This is a genomic window from Pseudobdellovibrionaceae bacterium, from assembly GCA_019637875.1.
Taxonomy (GTDB): Bacteria; Bdellovibrionota; Bdellovibrionia; order Bdellovibrionales; family Bdellovibrionaceae; genus JAHBUW01.
Genome location: JAHBUW010000010.1, coordinates 120,575 through 139,384 on the forward strand (window position 1 = coordinate 120,575; position 18,810 = coordinate 139,384).

Here is an 18,810-nt window from a genome sequence, read left to right on the forward strand (position 1 = left end):
TCGCCTTCCGAGACCGTGCGCGGCCTGAATATCGATTTCTTCGCATATCAGCATAGGGCGTGTCCTCAATTCGTGAAAATCGGCAGGACCGTCAACCGGTCGCCGTTGATCTCGATTTCGAAACCGGTTTCGCGGAAGCGCTGCACGTGGTACTTTGGGTCGACGCAGGCCGGGGAAAAGCGGCACAGACCGTTGATGACCTTCCGGTCCCCCGTGACGAAATAAATCGGCGTGTCGCGGGTCCCGGACAGCGCCAGCAGCTCAGCGATAATATTCCGATCGCCGCGGCCGCGCCCCCCACCGATGTTCGCCTCTTCGAGAATACGCAAAGTTTCAGGCTTCGGAGCATGCCGGAAGACAGGGAAACGTCCCGAGAGAACTCCGGCGTCCATGACTTCGACTTCGCTGCGAATCGTGCCGACCATCCCGATGCGGTCAAAGATGTCCTGCCGAGCAAAAAATTGCGGGGTCGTCGTCTCGAAATGCCGGGCCAACGACTCGAACATCGCCGTCCGAGCGCCATCCCTCGGGACGGACAAGCTGACCTCCACAAGCACATTGATCAGATTGGTATCGAGGAAAACATCGGCCGCGGAAGAACGGCGTGAGCCCGCACCGAACATCGGGAGGTGATGCACGCCCACGCAACGCGACTGCGCCAGGGCTTCCGAACCCATCCAAAGGCTAAAGAAAAAGATCAGGAACGTCTTCCAGTACATAGCGAACTCATTCGCAATATAACCCCGCCCTCCCGGAAACGACAGGGGGCAAGCCCGCATCCAGAGGACAAGGACCTAAAATACAGGCTTGTCAAAAAGAGGAACACCGAACCCCACGAGGCGTTTCTGACACACAAGCGGGACTGGCCGCCCGCCACCAAAAGGAAGAAGGTCCCTTTAGGCTTTCTTCGAGTCGTCGGCAGCTTTGTTCAGGCCGGATTTGATCTTCATCGTCGGGAACAACAGGATGTCGCGGATCGAGGGGCGATCGGTCAGGACCATCACCAAGCGCTCGATACCGAGGCCCACGCCGCCTGTCGGGGGCATGCCGGAGTCGATCGCCAGGATGAAATCCTCGTCCATGGGATGTGCTTCTTCGTCGATCGTGCGTTTCGCTTCTTGCTCCTTCAGTCGATTGTACTGCTCTTCGGGATCGTTCAATTCCGAATAGGAATTGCCGAGCTCCATACCGCAGACAAAGGGTTCGAAACGTTCGACCAGTGCCGGATTCGACCGATGCACTTTGGTCAAAGGCGAGATCTCGATGGGGTGATCCATGACGATCGTCGGCTGGATACACTCCTTCTCGGCCGTCGCTTCGAAAATCTTCATCACCATCTCGCCGCGCGAGAGCGGCTTTTCGATGTCGACGCCGTACTTGCGGCAAGCCTGGAAAAGCTCGTCGAGCGATGCCTTTTCGGGATCGATCTTGCCGTACTCGCGGCAGCCGTCGTAAACGGTCAAGCGGCGCCACGGGGGCGTGAAGTCGATCTCGGTGCCTTGGAACGTGACCTTCATCGAACCGGTCACTTTTTCGGCGACGGTCGCGACCAGGTTTTCGAAACGTTTCATCTGATCATTGTAGTCCGTATAGGCTTCGTACCACTCCATCATCGTGAATTCGGGATTATGGGTGCGGTCGATGCCTTCGTTACGGAAGTTGCGGCCAATCTCGAAGACCTTTTCAAAACCGCCCACCACCAAACGTTTAAGATAAAGCTCGGGCGAGATCTTGAGATACAACTTCATATCGAGAGCGCGGTGGTGCGTATCGAAGGGATGCGCCGAGGCGCCGCCGTACACGGGCTGCAGGACCGGCGTTTCGACCTCCATGAAGCCTTCGTTTTCCATCCAGGTGCGGATCTCGCGCACGATTTTCGAGCGTGCGACGAAGACCTTGCGCGACTCTTCGTCCGAGATCAGATCCAGGTGGCGGTGACGGTATTTGATTTCGACGTCCGCGATGCCGTGGAACTTCTCGGGCAAGGGCTCGAGAGTTTTCGTCAGGATCTCGAACTTCGTGCAGTGCAAAGACAATTCACCCCGCTGCGTGCGGAAGACGAAACCCTCGATCCCGACGATGTCGCCGAGGTCGATGAGGTTAAACGCCGTGCGCTCGGTCTCGGTGAGTTCTTCGTTACGGAAATAGACCTGCATGGAGCCGGTCTGATCCTGGATATTGAAGAACGACGCTTTCCCCATCGCCCGCAAAGTCATGAGTCGGCCCGCGACGCGGAACTTCGACTCTTCCTTTTTCTCCCCGTTTTGCAAAGCTTGGAACTCCGCTTTCAATTGCGCGAGATTGGCGTTGCGCTCGTACTTGTACGGGAAGGGGTTGATCCCTTTCCCGCGCAGTTCGGTGAGCTTGCGGCGCTTTTCGGCGCGCAGGGGATTTTCATTACCGGGTGTATTCACGTCGCTCATTCATGGTCTCCGATTAAACGTTTCCGCGAAAAGCGTCTTGAACCGAGTGCAGCAATGCAATCGATTCTTTCTTGGGACGCTGGAAGGCATTGCGGCCCATGATCGAACCGAAGCCTCCGCCCCGGGCGATCTCTTTCACTTCATTGATCAGATCGTCCGTGCCCTTGGCCTCGCCACCCGAGAAGATGATGACGCGTTTGCCGTTGAACGCCGACTGCACGACGTGCTGGATACGATCCGAAAGGGTCGCGACCTTGATGCCTTGTTTTTCGTAAACCTTGCGGGCCGCTTCTTGTTCGATGTGCGCGGTCGGGGGTTTCACCTTGATGAAGTGCGCGCCCAATTGCGCCGCGATCTGCGCGCAGTAGGCGATGACGTCGATGGCGGTCTCGCCCTCTTTCGAGAGCTGCTCGCCGCGCGCGTAGGCCCACAGCACGACCACGAGACCGGCTTTTTTCGCCGCCGCTGCCGCCGCCATGATCTCTTCGTACATCTCTTTACGCATCGCCGATCCGGGATAAACGGTGAAGCCGATGCCCACGCAACCCAGACGAAGGGCATCGTCCACGCCCGCCGTCAGGGCCGAGATCGGCGCTTTCGGGTTGAAGAGCGTTTCGGAGTTGTTCATTTTCAGGATCAACGGAATCTCACCGGCGTAGTCACGCGCGATGGCCTCGATGAAACCCAAGGGTGCGGCGTAAGCATTACAACCCGATTCGATGGCAAGCTCCACGTGGTAGGTCGGATCGTAAGCGTCGGGATTCATCGCGAAGCTGCGCGCGGGACCGTGCTCGAAACCTTGATCCACGGGCAGAATCACGAGTTTGCCGGTGCCGGCCAGACGACCGTGGTTCAGCAGACGGGCCATATTGGCCAGGGTTCCGGGGTTGTCAGCGCCATACCAGCTTAAAATCTCGCGGACTCGGGGAGTCATCGGTTCACCTCAGGGGAAGGGGTTTTGAGAGGCGTTCAACCTAGCCCCCGCCCCCCTTGAAATCAAGGAGTCGGTTGACGCTTTCCCCTCACGGGCGTACAAGAAATGCGAAATAATGAGGTGCGTAAATGTCCGTTTCCGTTCGCCCTGAACCCACGCCGAATCCGGCCACCATGAAATTCCAGTTTTCCGAGCGTCTGTCGGAGAAGACCCAGGAGTTCGCCTCGGCTCAAGAGACCGACATCTCGCCGCTGGCGCAGAAGCTCTTCGGTTTTCCCTGGACGGAAAAGGTCTTCATCGGACCGGATTTCGTGACCGTCACCAAACAAGACTGGGTCGACTGGGACGTTCTGCAAGAGCCCCTCGCCGGCCTGATTGCCGAGCACTTCGAAGCGGGACAACCCCTGTGGGTCGACTATACGCCCTCGAATGACTACGACGACGGCGATACCGATATTGTGAAAAGCATCAAAGATGCCCTCGCTCGCGACATCCGCCCCGTCGTCGCGATGGACGGTGGCGACATCGTCTTCGCGAAATTCGAAGATGGCATTTTGACTCTGCAAATGAAGGGCGCCTGCGCGGGCTGCCCCTCGTCGCAAGCCACGCTGAAAGAAGGGATCGAGGTCCGCATGAAGGAGCTCTTCCCCGAAATCCGCGAAGTCCAAGCGATGTAGTTCGATGAAGTACAGCTGGAGCCTGAGTCCCCACGACTGCCCCGGTTTTCAGCGCTTCGAAAAAGTCGACCATGTCGAGGCGGGCGCGCAAGTCCACCATACGGAGTATATTCACGTCCGCCTTCCCGCCCGCTACGCCCTCGCGAACATCACCGAATATGTGCAAGAGGTTGTCGACCGCGCGGGCGTGCGCGACGGCTTCGCCTTCGTCTCGGCCATGCACATCACGGCCGGCGTTTACATCAACGATGCCGAGAGCGGTCTTTTGAAAGACATCTCGGTCTGGCTCGAAAATCTGGCGCCTTACGGCAAAGACTACCGCCACCATCAGACCGGTGAAGACAACGGCGACGCCCATCTGAAATCCTACCTGACGAATCACGCGCTCACCGCGCCCGTCACGAAGGGCCGCCTCGATTTCGGGACCTGGCAGCAGATTTTCTACGCCGAGTTCGACGGCGAACGCGACAAACGTCTCCTCGTGAAGGTGACGGGCCTCAAGGCGTAGTTCACGAAATCGTGAACGGGCGAAATCCTGACTTTTCTTGACGCGCGAATCGCGGTAACTCCCCGCTCATGAAAATCTTCGTACTTTTGTTTCTGTTTTTGGCTCCCCGCTTCGGTTTCGCGGACATCCTGAAACCTCAAGACGGCGACGCCTTCGTCTGCGTCGATTCCGTTTCGGGCTTCAAATACGAGCTGCGCATCGTGGATCTCGCGAACGAAGAAGCGAAGATCCAAGTCTACGATGCCCAGGGCCTCGCCGGATCGAGCTATGCGGGCGCCGACGCCGTCGTGATCGAAAGCTACGACGCACTCAACTTCGTGACGATCGTGCTCGGCCTCATTCAAGAGAACATCCGTTTCGAAAACTACGACTTGAATTCCGCGCTCTACATCGATGGGGGCGACAGTCGGCCGATGTCGTGTCAGGAGCTTTGATGGCGCGGTGGACGCTCTACCACAATCCCAGTTGCAGTAAGAGCCGCGAAGCCCTCGCGGCTTTACGTGAACGCGACGTCGATCTCGAAGTCGTCGAGTATCTGAAAACGCCGCTGACGGAGCGGGAACTCGCATCGCTCATCATCGAACTCGATACTGACGTTGCGCGGCTCGTCCGCCAGAAGGAAGAGCTTTTCCTGGCGGCGCCCTTCGACACAAAAGATCCGAAAACCGTGGCGAGCCGCCTGGCCGAAACGCCCCGCCTTCTTGAACGTCCCCTCTTGCGGGGCGAGGGCCGGGTCACCATCGGTCGTCCCCTTGAGGATCTGCTCGCCCGTCTTTGAGATATTTTCAAGGCGAGAGGCCCGTCGCCCCGTCTTCTCGAAATGAGGGGGCGCACAACCCATCGCGATTTCTTTGGGGACGCATCGAGAAAGCCGTCTTGAGGGGAACACGCAGGGGCGGGTATCTCACGGCATGCGTTTTTTGATTCCGCTCCTGTTCACAATCGCGGCCCAAGCCCAAACTCTACGCACCGACTACTCGATGGGGAACTACGGCTACAAACCGGGTTCCTCCATGAACGTCGAGACGCTCGTCAACGTCCTCAAAAAAGGCGACGCACGCGACGTCCCCACGGCGCTCCGGCTTTTCAAAGCGGCAGCCCCCGAGTACTTCGAAAACTTCGTCTTGATCTACCGCTCGCAGTCCTTGCAGGAATCAAGCTTCCAGGCGCCGCGCGTTCTTTTATTCGATCCTTCCGGTGAACTTGTCGTCACCTTCAACGGCCACCCCCAACATCGCGGCTACGGGAAGCTCGAGCTGATGCAGTTCCGCGGCGACACGATGAAATTCGAGTTCCGCGAGATCGACTTCACGCCGAACGGTCCCAAACTCTCCGACGCCAATCCGAAAACCTGTTTGCAGTGCCACCAGTCCGCCGCGCGCGCGGGCGTCGATCCCCGTCCCAACTGGGAACCCTACAACGTCTGGCCGGGGGCCTACGGTTCCGAGTCGGGCCGCCTGTGGCCGCGGAACTCCTACGAAGCGAACAAATTCCGCGGCGACGACCGGATCATGGTCGAAGAGCAGCCGCGCGAGCGCGCGGAGCTCACCCGCTTCTGGAACGTGACCCGCCCCGCGGATGAACGTTACGCCCTTCTGGAGACGCCGAAGAAAGCCCGGACCGCGAAGGGCGTCGACTTCGACGAGATCGCGCACCAGTCCGTTTCGTTCACCGACATCCTTTCGAACCTGAGCCTGCGCCGCATGGTGCGCCTCGCGCAGACGGACAATCCCGCCGCTTACGCGCGCGTAAAGCACAACCTCGTGCATCTTTACCGCTGCGACAATCTGGCGCTCGCCGACGAGGACCGGCTGGGCCTCGTCGCGCGCGTGAACGCCCAGGGCATCTTCCGCATCACGACCGAAAAAGTGCAGCCCCCGCCCTACGGCGCTGGCGGCCCCTCCGAGGATGGGTACAACCGTGCGGACGGCGACTACCGTTTGGTCACGCCGCCCGCGCGCTGGGAACACAGCTTCTCGGAGCAGCTGACGCTTCTTTTCGAAAGCCAAGGCGTCTCGACCCTCGATTGGTCGACGGACTTCGGAACCCGTGGACGTTTCGCGTTCACCGAGCGCTTCGGTCGTCCCTCGAATCTGCGGGTCATGCGTTTTCTGGCCGAGGAGCAGGAGTTCGAACTTGGCAAAATGAGTTGCGACGAGCTGAAACCGCTCGCCGAAGCCGAAGGTCTGAAATTCGCCGCGTGGCTGAAGACCTACAACGTTCCCGCCGAAGCGATCCGGCCCGCCGCGAACCCGCAAGCCCTGCTCGCCCGCTGCGCGAGCTGCCACACGGACGTCGCCTCTTCGGAAGCGCCCTGGATCCCCTTCGACCAGCCGGCCGCCCTTTCCCGCGTCTTACGCGAGGGACGGGCCGCGAGCGGACGCCCGCTCTGGGACGAGATGCAGTACCGACTCAGCGATCACGCCCGCCTCACGGACCAGATGCCGCCGGCGCTTCGCCGGCCCGAACCCGAGGACCGCCAGGCGCTCCTGCGGTATTTGAACCAACTCCGCGAGCGCTGACGCTGAAATTCCGACTGTCCAAAAACCCGACAGGGGCGGCGGCCCCCGCGCCCTGTTAGACTCCGGCGATGAACGTCCGCACGCTCCTCTGTTTCCTGATTGTGGGTTTTTCGATGCTCGGCTGCGTGAAAGAGCCGAACATGATCGGCGGTCACGACGGTGGCGGCGGCGTTTCGCCGAAGTCGACCCCGGCCGAGGTCAAGGCCGCGATTACGATGGCGTTCAAACTCGCGACGGCGGATGACCTCCGCCGGAATATTTTCCGCCGCTTCATGATCGACGGCGCCCAAGAGACCTACGCGGACCGCCTGTATTACAAAATGGGCAAGGTCGAACTTATTTTCCCCGAGCTGTCGGGAATGCAGCCCAAACCGTTACGGTGGAAAGATCAGAATCTGAACGTCTTGCTTCGCAGTCCCGTGATCGATGCCTTGAAGACCGCGAAACTCAACCTGCTCGAGCAAGGCTATTGCCCCGCGCCCGATAAACAACATGCGGACGCGTCGGTTTCCAAATTCGCTTTCGACGCGGAGATTTGTTTCAGCGTCGAATCGCTCACGCGTATTCCCAAATCCGCGCTCTACAAAGAAGTTTTCTCGCTCCTTTTCCACGAGACCGTCCATATGGCCGGCGGCGACGAAAAAGAGGCGAATCAATGGCAAGAGCTTTTCGCCGAATACTACGCGGCCAACTTCGGTTATATGGCCGAACGCAAACTCGAGGATGAGCACCGGTCGATCATCATCAAGTCGATGGGCATGCTGTTGGCCTCGCTGCTGACCCTTCAGCAACCGGACTTCCGCGATGAGGCACGCGCGGTTTCTGTCATGACGGCCGTGGCGGCCCAGCTCGCGACCATGCCCAAGATGTACGACCCGATCGTACTGGAGATCTCGCTCAAACCCAAACGCCCCGAGTTCTTGAACAACTACGTGAATTCCATTCTGGCGACGATGTCCCAGGGCTGGAAACTGACAAGTTTAGGACTCATTTTTCAGTCGGTGAAAGAGGGGAAGGAACCGACCTTGCCCTCACCGCTCCCGACCGGCAAGGAGTTGGACAACTACGTCCAATTGATGTTCGAGCAAGTCGGAGTGATCGCCACGAACCTCAAATCGGTTGTGGGCGGATCTGAGAAATCGACGTGCCTGCTTCCCGAAGGACACCTGTCGGAGCTCTTGACGTTGCAATTGTCGGAAGGCGACATTTTGATGCTCGGGCCGGCGCCGCTCCCGCCGCGCGTTTGCGACCCGGACACGAAGGTCTTCACTTTTTCAGTTCAAACCAATCCAGATTCAGGCAAGCCAGAGTCTCGGACGGAGAATCCTGAATCCCCCGCACAAACTCCTGAATCAGCGCCATGAATTTTTCTTTGAAACGGGCCACGTCTTTTTCCGAAAGACTCACGAGCCCGGAGTAAAACAGATCGTCGGGTCCGACCCGCTGCAAGTTCTCGAGCGCCTTCAGGCGCCAGTTGCGGCGATGATTGTTGATGAAGGGCGAATCCGCGGACAGCATCGTGGACGACGGCCCCATCCGTAGCCCCTGCGCATCCCGCACGCAAAGGCCCTGCTCCAAAAGAAACGCCGCCACGTCGCCGACGAGTTCCGGCGGTAGCCCGAGGCGTTTCGCGATCCCGTCATAGTCTTGAAGCCCCGGCACCGAGCTCGCCATACGAACCGCGCTGTAATACCAGTTCGAGTAAAAGCGCGCCTTCGCCACATCATCGAGAACGATCTTATCCTTTACCCGTTTCGAAAGGTCCTTGCGCTCTTGGCGGACCCCTTCGATCTTGCGTTCAAAATACTGACGTAGATCTTTGGTTCCCGCGCGGGCTTTCTCGACGAGCAGAATGAAGAAGTCCTGTTCGTCCGGCCCGAGCACTAAAAACTTCGCCAGCGCGAGCGCCTGCTCGATGGAAAGATCCCGTTCGCCCCGGAAGATTTGGCTGACGGCGACGCTACTGATCCGCAGATGTTCGGACATCCGGCGGAACTCTCCACGTCCGCGCTTCGGACGGGATTCCGTCCATTTTCGGACAAAAACCTTGTAATCGTCGAATTCATATAAATCCATAGTTTCAGTATCTTATATCGGAATATTACCCAAAAACTTAAGTTTATCGTTAATCGTTAAGTATATAAATCTAGAGGCATTTGACGCGGGCAGCTATTTTGCCTAGCGAACCGACCAACAACATCTAAAAACGGAGACTTTCCATGAAAACAAAAAGCCTGATGACCTTCAGCCTGATCTTGATCGCCCTGGGCGCGATGACTCCCGCCGCGCACGCCTTCAAGTGCTGCAAAATCAAAATTCGGATTCGCCCCCCGAATCCCATCGATATCGTCCTCCCCCCCGTCGTGAAACAAATCCTCCCCCCGGAAGTTCGCAAACCCATCGAAAAGGTCGAAAAGGAAATCAAAAAAATCGACCCCACCCCGACCGTCGTCATCGGCGGCACGCGCGTGATCGACGTGCAGGGAAATCGCGAAGCCGAGCAGATTCTGAAATCCAAACTCATCGACCCGATGATGAAGCCGATCGAGCGCAACCGCGCCATCATCGAAAAAATGAGCCGCGTGACGACCTGCCTGCGCACCGCTTGCCTGAGTGAATACATGGCGCAGAAAGAACTTCGCGACGCTCGTAAAAAAGAAGAACGGGCCTACCGCTCTTACATCGAGGCCGAAAAAAACCGTCAAAATGCGGAGCTCTCGGCCGAAGAAGCGCAGAAAAAAGCCGAGATGCGTGAAGACGCCGCGATGACCTTCGCCAGCAGTCAAACGATCACCGCCCGCGCCGAAGTCTCGAATGTCTTGGGGAAAGCTTTCGGTCAGCTGCTGCTGAGCGAGATCCAAAACCGCGAGCTGAAAGTGACCGTGCAACAGACCAGCGCCGAACACCAAGTTTACCAAACGAAACTGCGTGAGCTCATGACCGCCACCGATATCAGCGAGGGCGGCCGCCTGGAATCGCTCTACGCCGAATTCGAAATGGGTGAACCCGGAGACCAGATCGTGAAAATGCAAACCTTGCTGCAATCGGCCGCCGACGAAGACCTGCGCATGCTGAAAGAACAACGCGCCAAACACTTGGGTCTGGTGAACGAAGCCGCTGCCGCCGCCTGCGAAGAGGGTCTGACCGCGCTCGAAGTTCTGGCGATCACCGGCGGCGCTCCCAGCGACGGCGACAAATTCCGTCAGTTCTGTAACGGAGGTTACGAATGAAATCCGGACTTGGAATTTCGATGACACTGATGGGGATCATCTTTTTGAGCCCCGCCACCTTCGCGGGAACAGTGCTGGAAGACGGGATCAAATACGGGATTCACGCGGGATCGCACGGGACCTACCTGCGCCGGATCGAAGCGGATATCGCGAAGATGCGCGCCGAGTTCTCACTCCGGAAAACCGAATTCAGTCGCGATCTGACCATCGCGACTCGTGAACACAAAAGAAAGCTCTGGGAAGAGCGCGAAACCGAGCTTCGCGCCCAGGTCGTCACCTGCGAAGCTCGCGAGCCGAAATTGTTCAGCCTCGGTGAGGCCATGGAAAGCGTCCTGAATCGCTGCGGAGATTGGCTCAAACGCGCCCGTGAACGCAAGATTCAATTTCAAGAGATCGTGGACGAACTGGAAGAAGAGATCGCTTTCAAAAATCGTTTCGCCGAGGAGCTTCCGCACGGCCAACTGCGCGACGCGCTCGAAAATCTTCGCGCGGGACTGGAGCGCGTCGCCCAGCGCGAACCGAACCCGGGCCTGGACGTCGAGACCATCGGGGCCTTGTGCTCACGCCAAAGCGACGATGTGGCAACCATTGCGACCTGGCTCGAAGAAACCCGCTTGCTCTGCCAGCGTTTGCGTATCCAGGCCGACTACGTGGCCGAAAAAAGAAAGGGCCTGGAATGAAAACCCTGCTCACACTCCTTTTGCTGATCGCGCCGGGCCTCGCCCACGCTCAGTATAACGGGGACTGGATCTCGTTTCGCTTTCGTGTCGGTGTTCCCGGCGAACAACTCCTTTTCGCCGTGGAAATGCCCATCGAAAAGCTGCGCGCGCTTCGCCTTGACGACAAAGTGCAGTTTCGCGATCGCATGACCGGCGAAATGCGTACCGGCCGTTTCGATGGCCCGGACTTCGAAAAAGATCGCCCCCGCGCGGTCATTGTCGCCGATCCCCGTCCTGGCGACGTCACCGGCCCCGGCCGCGGGACCACGCCGGATGTCGCGCCTTCCACGAAGGGAAGCGGCGCGGGCGGTCTTGGAGGACTCGGTTCAGGCTTAAAAGACGCCGGACAAGAAGTTCTCGCGGCGGGAATTGCCGGCTGGGCTTTCGAGCAGCTGAGCCACCTGGGGCAAGAGCGTCTGCATGACGTGCGCACGAAAATTCACGGCGAACAGCAACGATACGAAAAGGGACTCCAGTCGCTGCAACAGGTTCAGAAAAGTATCTTCGACCTCGTCGTTGACGCGAGTGCGGGGTCCGGAATCACCCCCTCGATCGGACGCACCGACATTCGTATCACGAGCCGCGATGGCTACCGCGTCCAATCCCAAGACCCCCGCCTTTTGCGGAGTCTGGTGAAAACGCGCGATGCCCTGACCGGCTTTCAACCGATCAGCACCGAGCAGGCGCGGATCGCCCGCTTCGCATTGAAAACCAGCGAAGTCGTCGATAGCTACTTCTTCAAAAGCGGCATTCCCGTGACGGAAGAAACGGTGCAATTCGTCGCCGCCCTCGGGGATGTCGTGATCGGTCTACACCCGGCGACGAGTTTTCTGCGCAGCTTTCATGACCTGGTCACCGGCCGCGATTTCTCGACCGGACAACAACTGACCGATTTGCAGAAAGGCCTGGCCGTCTTCGATCTCGCCACCCTCGGCATGGGATCGAAAGTCACCGGCGCGGGGCGCGCCGCGATCCACCTGTACCAAGCGGGTCGCGATTTCGCGGGCGCATGGGCGACATCAGAAAGTGGAGTCGAGGTCGCGAAAGACGCCTTCGCGGGACGCGGCCCCGTTCTGGACTTCGCCTTGGACCGGGCCGGAAAACTCAACCCCGTGGACCCCAGTTTTGGTCGCGCACTGAAAGAGATCAAAGAGTTCCGCGACTACTATCGCAATCCGCGCGTGCCGCAGACGCTTCCCGCGGACTCGGGCGTAGGACGCATCGTGCGCGGCTACCACGGAAAAACGCGCCAAGGCCTGAACGACAGTCCCGCCGCGCAGTTGCGCGAACGACGACTGGCACGCGACGCGGACCCCTCGAATATTCGCGCGCTTGTCGAACGTTGGCACGACCGCGCCGAAAGCGCCCTACGCGCCCCGGGCTTGAGCCCAACCGAGATCGAGGAATTGAACTGGATCCTGCGCGATACGCGCGGAGCTTTATCGAACGACGCAATGGGAGACTTACCATGAAGAACTGGATTTTATCTTTGAGCTTATTCGCCGCACTTCCGGTGAACGCGATGTCACCGGCGGTGAAAGCCTGCGTCGAGCGAAAGGCGGCCGCGCCGGAAAAAACTCCGGAGGCGCCCTACGCCCCGCCCCTTCCCGGGACGGTCGCCGATGCCATCACCCAGGCGCTTCGCCAAAAAATCGAAGCCGACGCCGCGGAAAAGATTCTCGAAACCACGCTGCAGGAGGCGGGCATCGGTTCGGCCGCGGAACTTGCGGGCGACCTGATGCGGGTCTACGCGCTGGCGCGCAATGTGGATGGCGTTCTGAAAGCCGACACCGACGTGCAACGTTTTGAGGCCATGTACGCGACGGCCTCGACGGCGATCGGTTTCTGGTTTCCCTACGTCGCCATCGCGATGCAAATCGACCTGATGATGCAGCGACTGATTGGCGGCTGGTCCGTCGCCGACGACTATGAATACATCGAAAAATTGCGTCTTCAGCAAATGGCCATTCGTAACCAGATGATCGAGATGAAAAAGCAAGAGCTTGAAGCGAACGAGCGCGCCTTGAAGGTGGTCCGTTGCGAAGAGGAAGGCACCCACGAGCGTCTGAAGGTTTTCGGCGCCCTTTACGAACGCCAGGAATGTCACGAGCCGCTCGCCCACTGGACCGGTGAAATGACCGCCGACCGAATCATGGGTTGCCTGAGCCTGGGACGTGAAATCTTGCGCGAGACGAAGCTGAGCTATCTTCTGCGCAGCCGGATCTACGCCGACCCGTTCACGCAATTGCTTTTAGAGGTGATGCCCGAAGAGACAGACCGTGAACAACTCGCAACGGCCATGCGTGAACATGCGGCCCGGGGACCGGAACTGACGAAGAACTTACGCGACTCTGAACGTCAGCTGCGCTCTTTCCAGCAGGCGATTCTAGAGCAGGGTGACTTCGCGCGGCTTCAGGCGCGGGCGGATGAAAAACGCCAATGCCGCCAGCTCCTCCGCACGCGCACGGAATCACTGACCGACGCCTATCGCCGGCGTGCGCAAGATCCCGAAGGCTTCGCTCTGGAAGAATCGTCGTATCGTCGTTTTCTCGAGGTGACTTGCCCAGAGGTCGCGACCGAAAAGCAAGCGCTCTTCGGCCGACGACTGATCGGAAACTAAGTCTCGGCCTATTGGCCAAGACTGGCTTATTGATCCTTGGCCTACTGGCCAAGGATGTACGCGAACATGAGGGGCGCAACGATCGTTGCGTCCGACTCGATGATGAATTTCGGGCCGTGGGGCTCGAGTTTGCCCCACGTGATCTTTTCGTTCGGGGTCGCGCCCGAGTACGAGCCGTAAGAGGTCGTCGAGTCCGAGATCTGGCAGAAGTACTTCCAGACCTTGATGTTATCCATTCCCATATCTTGGTGAAGCATGGGCACCACGCAGATCGGGAAATCGCCGGCGATCCCGCCGCCGATTTGGTAGAAACCGATGTCGGCTTTCTTCGAGGTGCCGACGTACCACTCCGCCAGCGAAGTCATGTACTGGATGCCCGACTTCATGGTGCGGGGATTTTTGATGATCCCCTTCATGCAGTACGAAGCGAAGATGTTACCGGTCGTCGAATCTTCCCAGCCGGGAACGACCATGGGGAGGTTCTTCTCGGCCGCGGCCAGCAGCCACGAGTTTTTGGGATCGATTTGGTAAAATGGCTTCAAAACGCCCGAGAGCAAGATCTTGTAGAAGAACTCGTGGGGCAGATAGCTTTCGCCTTTTTTGTCGGCGTCGCTCCACACGTCGATGATCGCCTTTTCGATCCGGCGGATCGCTTCTTCCTCGGGGATGCAGGTGTCGGTCACGCGGTTCAGGTGACGATCGAGCAGCTTTTGCTCGTCTTCGGGAGTCAGTTCACGCCAGTTCGGGACGCGCACGTAGTGATCGTGCGCGACGAGGTTATAGACGTCCTCTTCGAGGTTCGCGCCCGTGCACGAGATCGCGTGGACTTTGCCCTGACGGATCATTTCGGCGAGCGACAGACCGAGCTCGGCCGAGCTCATCGCGCCGGCGAGAGTCACCATCATTTGTCCGCCTTTATCGAGATGCTCGCGGTACGCCACCGAAGCGTCGCGCAGAGTCGCCGAGTTGAAGTGACGGTAATGATGATCGATGAATTGCGTAATCGGTCCGGCCATGAGTCCTCCCCAAAAAAACTTTGTGGGAAGACGAGTACAGTCTCTTGTCACGGAGAGCAAAGGGCGCGCAGCGCAACATTTAGCGCGCGGCCTTCACCCCGTGGACGACTTTCGAGAAGAAACCGCGTTCGCTCTCGACCCCCAGAAGCCCCGCGGCCTCCAGCATCGGGGCGAGCGGCGTCTGCACATAATTCGGGTAGAACGGCTCGTGGAATTTGACGGGGAACTGCTTGAGTCCCCAATCGAGTTCCGGGGCGTCGCCCAGCTGGATCGAGTCGACGTGCCCGCTGAAACCGCCGGGCTTCAAAACGCGTACGCCCTCTTTGAGCACTTTTTCGCGCTCTTCCCGGGGAAGTTCATGGAACAAAAAGCACGAAACGACCGCATCGAAAGTTTCGTCGCGGAACGGCAGATCCGCGGCATCGCCCTGCATGAACTGCACGCCCCGCCGTCCTTCCAGACTCCGACGGGCCTTCACGAGATAAGGCTCGGACAAATCCATCGCGGTGATCTTCGCCTGGGGAAAAGCGAGCTTCAGAAAGTGCGTGAGCCTTCCCGTCCCCGCACCGACCTCCAGAAAGTGCAGGCCCGTCCCGTCGCTTTCGCCGAAGTGCTCTTTCAAAGGCTTCAGAAGCAACCGGCGCATCGGGTCCGCCGCGCCCGAAAACAGGATCTCGACTTGGTGTTCGTACAGATCCGCGCTGTGGTCGCTCAGGTAGCCGTCGGTTTGAAAGTGGAAGTTGCGGCGATAGTATTCGGGCACGTCGCCGAAATAACTTTCCGAATTCGCGTCGAAATCGTGATGGGTTTTGTCCTCGCGCCGACGGGCCACGCGGTAACCGTCGAGCAGAATCCGCGGATAGCGCGTCCAGAATTTCAACGGGTTTTCGGGCTCGAGCACATCCACCGGATAATAACCGAGCTGAATGTGGCGGGCATCGGTGCGCAGAAGCTTCAGCAGATCTTGAAAGGCGACTTCGAAATGAAGTTTCAGATCGACCGAGGTCGCCTCGGTTTTTCCGCGCGAGAGAAACTCCACCACCGGTAGCGAAATCATCTGCCCGGTGAAAAGAAGCGTGCGCGAAATCTCAAACCCATAGAGCAGATTCTCACGGGTTTTAGCCTTCAAAGGAAGTTTGCGAAAGGCGCGATCAAGAGCGGATGTTTCAGCCATGCCCGCATTTTAAGCCGGACCCGCGCGCGGGACAAGGAAGTTACTCTTTCGACTCGGAGCCTTGCCCCGCGGCCTTCGCCGCCTTTTCTTTCTGATATTCAAGATAATGATGACGGAAGGTCAGGGCCAAGAATCCCATGCCGAAAAGCAGCACCGACAACATGAAACCGAAGAACATAAATGTCAGCACGCAGAGATTCCCTTCCGCCAGGGATTTTTGGGATCACCGACGATCGCCTGGACGACCGAAGCGGCCTGCAGAAGCCCGAACTGCGCGGTCACGAAACTCGCGGTGCCGTGAATGACATTGCGGCGATCGCAAGAATGCCGATCGTTTTGCCCCTGCGGACAGACGCACTTGAAACCTTGCCCCAGATCGTAGTGAAGTTCCACCGGATCGCGCGGCACTTCCTCCGAGAACACGGCGGGAATCCCCCACGCGCCATCAGTTGGAAAACCGTGTTTCGAGCGCAGCATTTTGCGCAATTGGTGCGCCATGGGATCGGTGTGGGTTTCGGACAGATCGACGACCCGGGCCGCCAAGGGATCCATACGCGAACCCGCCCCCATGGACGAAATGAGCGGGAGTCCCAGCGCGCGACAGGTCACGATGAGATGCGCCTTCGCGGTCAGATTGTCGATGGCGTCCACCACGAAATCCGGGCGCACGGATAAAATCCGTTCGGAGGTTTCGGCGCTCATGAATTCAGGAATGTCCTCGATCGTCGCCTGGGGATTGATTTTGCGCAGACGCTCGGCCATGACCCCGGATTTTTTTCGCCCGATGAGGCCTTGCAGCGTATGCAGCTGGCGATTCGTATTCGTGATGCAGATTTCGTCGAAGTCGACGAGGCTGATGCGGCCCACGCCCGAGCGCGCGAGGCTTTCCGCCGCCATGGACCCCACGCCCCCCACGCCGACGATCATGACGTGCGCGCGGAAGAGTTTCTCCATGGACGCGTCGCCGACCAAACGCCCCATGCGATCGAAACGGCGATGCAGCACGTATTTCGATTCGGGGATGGGGGCATTTGCCGGGTCGGTCACGAGATCCATTCAGGGCTCCAGTAGCGCGAGAAGATTCGCCCTGGATCTAGCAAGGACCTCGTCGCGAGTCACGCCTTTGAGCTCGGCGATCCGCGCGGCCACCGGTAAAATCGAATCGGGGCGATTTTCGCCCGCAGGATAACCCGGCGGCGCCTGATCGGGGCTGTCGGATTCGACCAAAAGCCGCTCCAGCGGGGCCAAACGCACGACCTGATCCAGACGTTCGTTCTCGGGCTTTAGGAGTCCGCCGCCGATGGACAGATGCAGCCCCTGCGCGAGATAAAATTCGGCGTCCGTGGCGCTGCCGCTGAAGGCGTGCACCATCCCCCCGCAAGCCGGCGGACCGAAATGCTCGAACAGACGTCGCGTCTCTTTGTGCGCGCGCACGATGTGCAAAACGACGGGCTTTTGGTGAAAGTCCGCGAGCTCGAGCTGCGCGTGTAAGATCTCGATTTGCCGGGCCTCGCTGTCTTTGACGAGATGACTGCGATAATCCAGGCCCATTTCCCCGATGAAGCCCGGCGCTTCGCGCAGGCGACGCGCGAGCTGATCGAGCGCGGTCTCGCATTCTTCGAGCGTATGATCCGCGACGAAATACGGATGAAGGCCCAGGACCGGCAGACACTGGGGATGGCGACGGGCCAAGGCGAGCTGGCGCTCCCAATCGTCCGGGTCGACTCCGGCCATCACGAAACCGGTCACGCCCGCCGCCGCGGCCGTTTTCAAGACGTCCGTCGGGTCGGTGATGCGCGGATCGGCCAGATGACAGTGGCTGTCGATCCAGCCTTCACCAAAACGAAGAGCGGACTGCGGGTCGAGTTTCATGAAATCCTCGACTCATTTTTGGATGAATTTTGCCGAGAAGACAACCTGAAGATCAGCGCAAGGAGTGCCGCGAGATGAAATCGAAATCCCCGAAAATGTGGTTTGGCTTTGACGTCGTTTCGGAAGCGGGTCGTTTTCCGCGTCCCCAACGTATCGAATTCTGGAAGGACAAAGATTTCGCGAGCCTGACTCCCGAGTCCCCTTTCCATTACAAGTCCGACGCGCTTTTGGGCCTCGCGCTTTACCAACTCCACCCCAAGTGGAACTCGGCGCATCTCCCCGAAAAAGGTCAGACCTTCGCGGCGGATCTGTGGCGCTCGCTGGAGCCCCACTTCGAGCTGCATTTGCGCGCGCAACCCCGCGTGACCGCACTTCGTGAGCAATTGAAATCGAAGAACTTCCCGCCCGCGCAAGCCTTTGCGCGCGCGTACTCTGAAATCGTGGCCCACGCGGCCGATGGACAAGGTTTCGATTTCACGAAGCTGGAGCCTTTGACCGAAGCGGTCGACGAGCTCGAGCAGAACTTGGGACGCCCGCTGCTGTACGATTTCTCGCTGCATTTCGATCAAGAGACGCGCGCGTCCTTGCAGTGCCTGCACTCGCTGCTCTTCCATACGCGCACGCTCGTCGCCATGGACATGAACTCGTTCATCCAGGACGCGACTCACGAGGCGATCAAGGTCGATTCGATCACGGACTACCTCGCGCGCGGCGAATACGTCGCGAACGACGCCCTTCTGTACTGGAACTTCAAAAAAATGCGCGAGCACATGGAGCCGGCCGCGGCCGAACACATGGAGCACGCGTTCCTCACCTACTCGCACAACGGCGCGTACCTGATCGAAAGCCTGCCCAAGAGCTTCCTGAACGGCATGAAATCCGACGAACTCGAAGAGACGCTTTATCTCGTGCAGATGGACTGGCTCCTCGGCACGGACGCGGGTCTTCTGTTCCGCATCCGCGAAGAGCTCTACGGCATGTTCGACGGCTACGAGAAGATCTTCTGGACGGATGCGAACGACCGCGGCCCCCGCGTGCACGACCGCCTCTCGGTCCAATGCGAAATCTCGGAGCGCTCGCTGCTGGGAACGGCGGCTTAAGCCGCGCAGTAGATC

General features: G+C 59.0%; 20 protein-coding genes. 11 read left to right on the forward strand and 9 right to left on the reverse strand.

Annotated elements, in window-relative coordinates:
* Positions 1 to 65 precede the first annotated feature (65 nt).
* The 3 genes from KF767_13320 to KF767_13330 form a co-directional block, all read right to left on the reverse strand.
* Positions 66 to 719: a hypothetical protein gene (locus KF767_13320; GenBank protein ID MBX3018864.1), complete on the reverse strand. Its 654-nt coding sequence runs from the start codon at positions 717 to 719 to the stop codon at positions 66 to 68.
* A gap of 177 nt (positions 720 to 896) precedes the next feature.
* A complete protein-coding gene (lysS, locus tag KF767_13325; protein MBX3018865.1) occupies positions 897 to 2,423 on the reverse strand; it encodes a lysine--tRNA ligase in 1,527 nt (508 codons plus the stop codon).
* A gap of 13 nt (positions 2,424 to 2,436) precedes the next feature.
* Positions 2,437 to 3,357, reverse strand: coding sequence for a class I fructose-bisphosphate aldolase (locus KF767_13330; protein ID MBX3018866.1), 921 nt, complete (start codon positions 3,355 to 3,357; stop codon positions 2,437 to 2,439).
* A gap of 128 nt (positions 3,358 to 3,485) precedes the next feature.
* On the opposite strand from KF767_13330, the gene KF767_13335 reads away from it, so the two are divergent.
* The 6 genes from KF767_13335 (at position 3,486) to KF767_13360 (ending at position 8,428) form a co-directional block, all read left to right on the forward strand.
* Complete coding sequence (locus KF767_13335; GenBank protein ID MBX3018867.1) at positions 3,486 to 4,034, forward strand: NifU family protein; 549 nt, start codon at positions 3,486 to 3,488, stop codon at positions 4,032 to 4,034.
* 4 nt (positions 4,035 to 4,038) lie between these two features.
* On the forward strand, positions 4,039 to 4,542 hold the full coding sequence (locus tag KF767_13340; GenBank protein MBX3018868.1) for a secondary thiamine-phosphate synthase enzyme YjbQ: 504 nt from the start codon (positions 4,039 to 4,041) through the stop codon (positions 4,540 to 4,542).
* A gap of 68 nt (positions 4,543 to 4,610) precedes the next feature.
* Complete coding sequence (locus tag KF767_13345) at positions 4,611 to 4,976, forward strand: hypothetical protein (protein ID MBX3018869.1); 366 nt, start codon at positions 4,611 to 4,613, stop codon at positions 4,974 to 4,976.
* Entirely contained in the window at positions 4,976 to 5,320 is a 345-nt protein-coding gene (locus KF767_13350) for an arsenate reductase family protein (GenBank protein MBX3018870.1), read from the forward strand. Before KF767_13345 ends, KF767_13350 begins: the two co-directional genes overlap by 1 nt.
* A gap of 133 nt (positions 5,321 to 5,453) precedes the next feature.
* On the forward strand, positions 5,454 to 7,064 hold the full coding sequence (locus KF767_13355; GenBank protein ID MBX3018871.1) for a hypothetical protein: 1,611 nt from the start codon (positions 5,454 to 5,456) through the stop codon (positions 7,062 to 7,064).
* 68 nt (positions 7,065 to 7,132) lie between these two features.
* Complete coding sequence (locus KF767_13360; protein ID MBX3018872.1) at positions 7,133 to 8,428, forward strand: hypothetical protein; 1,296 nt, start codon at positions 7,133 to 7,135, stop codon at positions 8,426 to 8,428.
* Here KF767_13360 and KF767_13365 read toward each other — a convergent pair.
* The gene (locus KF767_13365; protein MBX3018873.1) at positions 8,331 to 9,140 is read right to left on the reverse strand and encodes a TIGR02147 family protein; all 810 of its coding nucleotides are present in this window, start codon (positions 9,138 to 9,140) and stop codon (positions 8,331 to 8,333) included. The two genes, KF767_13360 and KF767_13365, sit on opposite strands and share 98 nt — an antisense overlap.
* 143 nt (positions 9,141 to 9,283) lie before the next feature.
* Between KF767_13365 and KF767_13370 the strand changes: the two genes are divergently transcribed.
* The 4 genes from KF767_13370 to KF767_13385 are packed head-to-tail and all read left to right on the forward strand — an operon-like array spanning position 9,284 to position 13,633.
* Entirely contained in the window at positions 9,284 to 10,294 is a 1,011-nt protein-coding gene (locus KF767_13370; GenBank protein MBX3018874.1) for a hypothetical protein, read from the forward strand.
* Entirely contained in the window at positions 10,291 to 10,974 is a 684-nt protein-coding gene (locus tag KF767_13375; protein MBX3018875.1) for a hypothetical protein, read from the forward strand. Before KF767_13370 ends, KF767_13375 begins: the two co-directional genes overlap by 4 nt.
* A complete protein-coding gene (locus KF767_13380; GenBank protein MBX3018876.1) occupies positions 10,971 to 12,485 on the forward strand; it encodes a hypothetical protein in 1,515 nt (504 codons plus the stop codon). The genes KF767_13375 and KF767_13380 overlap by 4 nt, the downstream gene beginning before the upstream one ends.
* Complete coding sequence (locus tag KF767_13385) at positions 12,482 to 13,633, forward strand: hypothetical protein (protein ID MBX3018877.1); 1,152 nt, start codon at positions 12,482 to 12,484, stop codon at positions 13,631 to 13,633. Before KF767_13380 ends, KF767_13385 begins: the two co-directional genes overlap by 4 nt.
* Positions 13,634 to 13,674: 41 nt before the next feature.
* Here the strand turns inward: KF767_13385 and KF767_13390 are convergent, their stop codons facing one another.
* From KF767_13390 to KF767_13410, 5 genes are all read right to left on the reverse strand, one after another.
* The gene (locus KF767_13390) at positions 13,675 to 14,649 is read right to left on the reverse strand and encodes a deoxyhypusine synthase family protein (GenBank protein ID MBX3018878.1); all 975 of its coding nucleotides are present in this window, start codon (positions 14,647 to 14,649) and stop codon (positions 13,675 to 13,677) included.
* A 79-nt stretch (positions 14,650 to 14,728) separates the two neighbouring features.
* Positions 14,729 to 15,823, reverse strand: coding sequence for a class I SAM-dependent methyltransferase (locus tag KF767_13395; GenBank protein MBX3018879.1), 1,095 nt, complete (start codon positions 15,821 to 15,823; stop codon positions 14,729 to 14,731).
* Positions 15,824 to 15,863: 40 nt separating this feature from the next.
* Positions 15,864 to 16,013, reverse strand: coding sequence for a hypothetical protein (locus tag KF767_13400; GenBank protein ID MBX3018880.1), 150 nt, complete (start codon positions 16,011 to 16,013; stop codon positions 15,864 to 15,866).
* On the reverse strand, positions 16,007 to 16,879 hold the full coding sequence (locus tag KF767_13405) for a tRNA threonylcarbamoyladenosine dehydratase (GenBank protein MBX3018881.1): 873 nt from the start codon (positions 16,877 to 16,879) through the stop codon (positions 16,007 to 16,009). Before KF767_13405 ends, KF767_13400 begins: the two co-directional genes overlap by 7 nt.
* Positions 16,880 to 17,695 (reverse strand): TatD family hydrolase, encoded by an 816-nt coding sequence (locus tag KF767_13410; protein MBX3018882.1) that lies wholly within the window; start codon positions 17,693 to 17,695, stop codon positions 16,880 to 16,882.
* A gap of 74 nt (positions 17,696 to 17,769) precedes the next feature.
* Here KF767_13410 and KF767_13415 point away from each other — a divergent pair, with 74 nt between their 5' ends.
* On the forward strand, positions 17,770 to 18,795 hold the full coding sequence (locus KF767_13415) for a hypothetical protein (protein MBX3018883.1): 1,026 nt from the start codon (positions 17,770 to 17,772) through the stop codon (positions 18,793 to 18,795).
* Positions 18,796 to 18,810 lie beyond the last annotated feature (15 nt).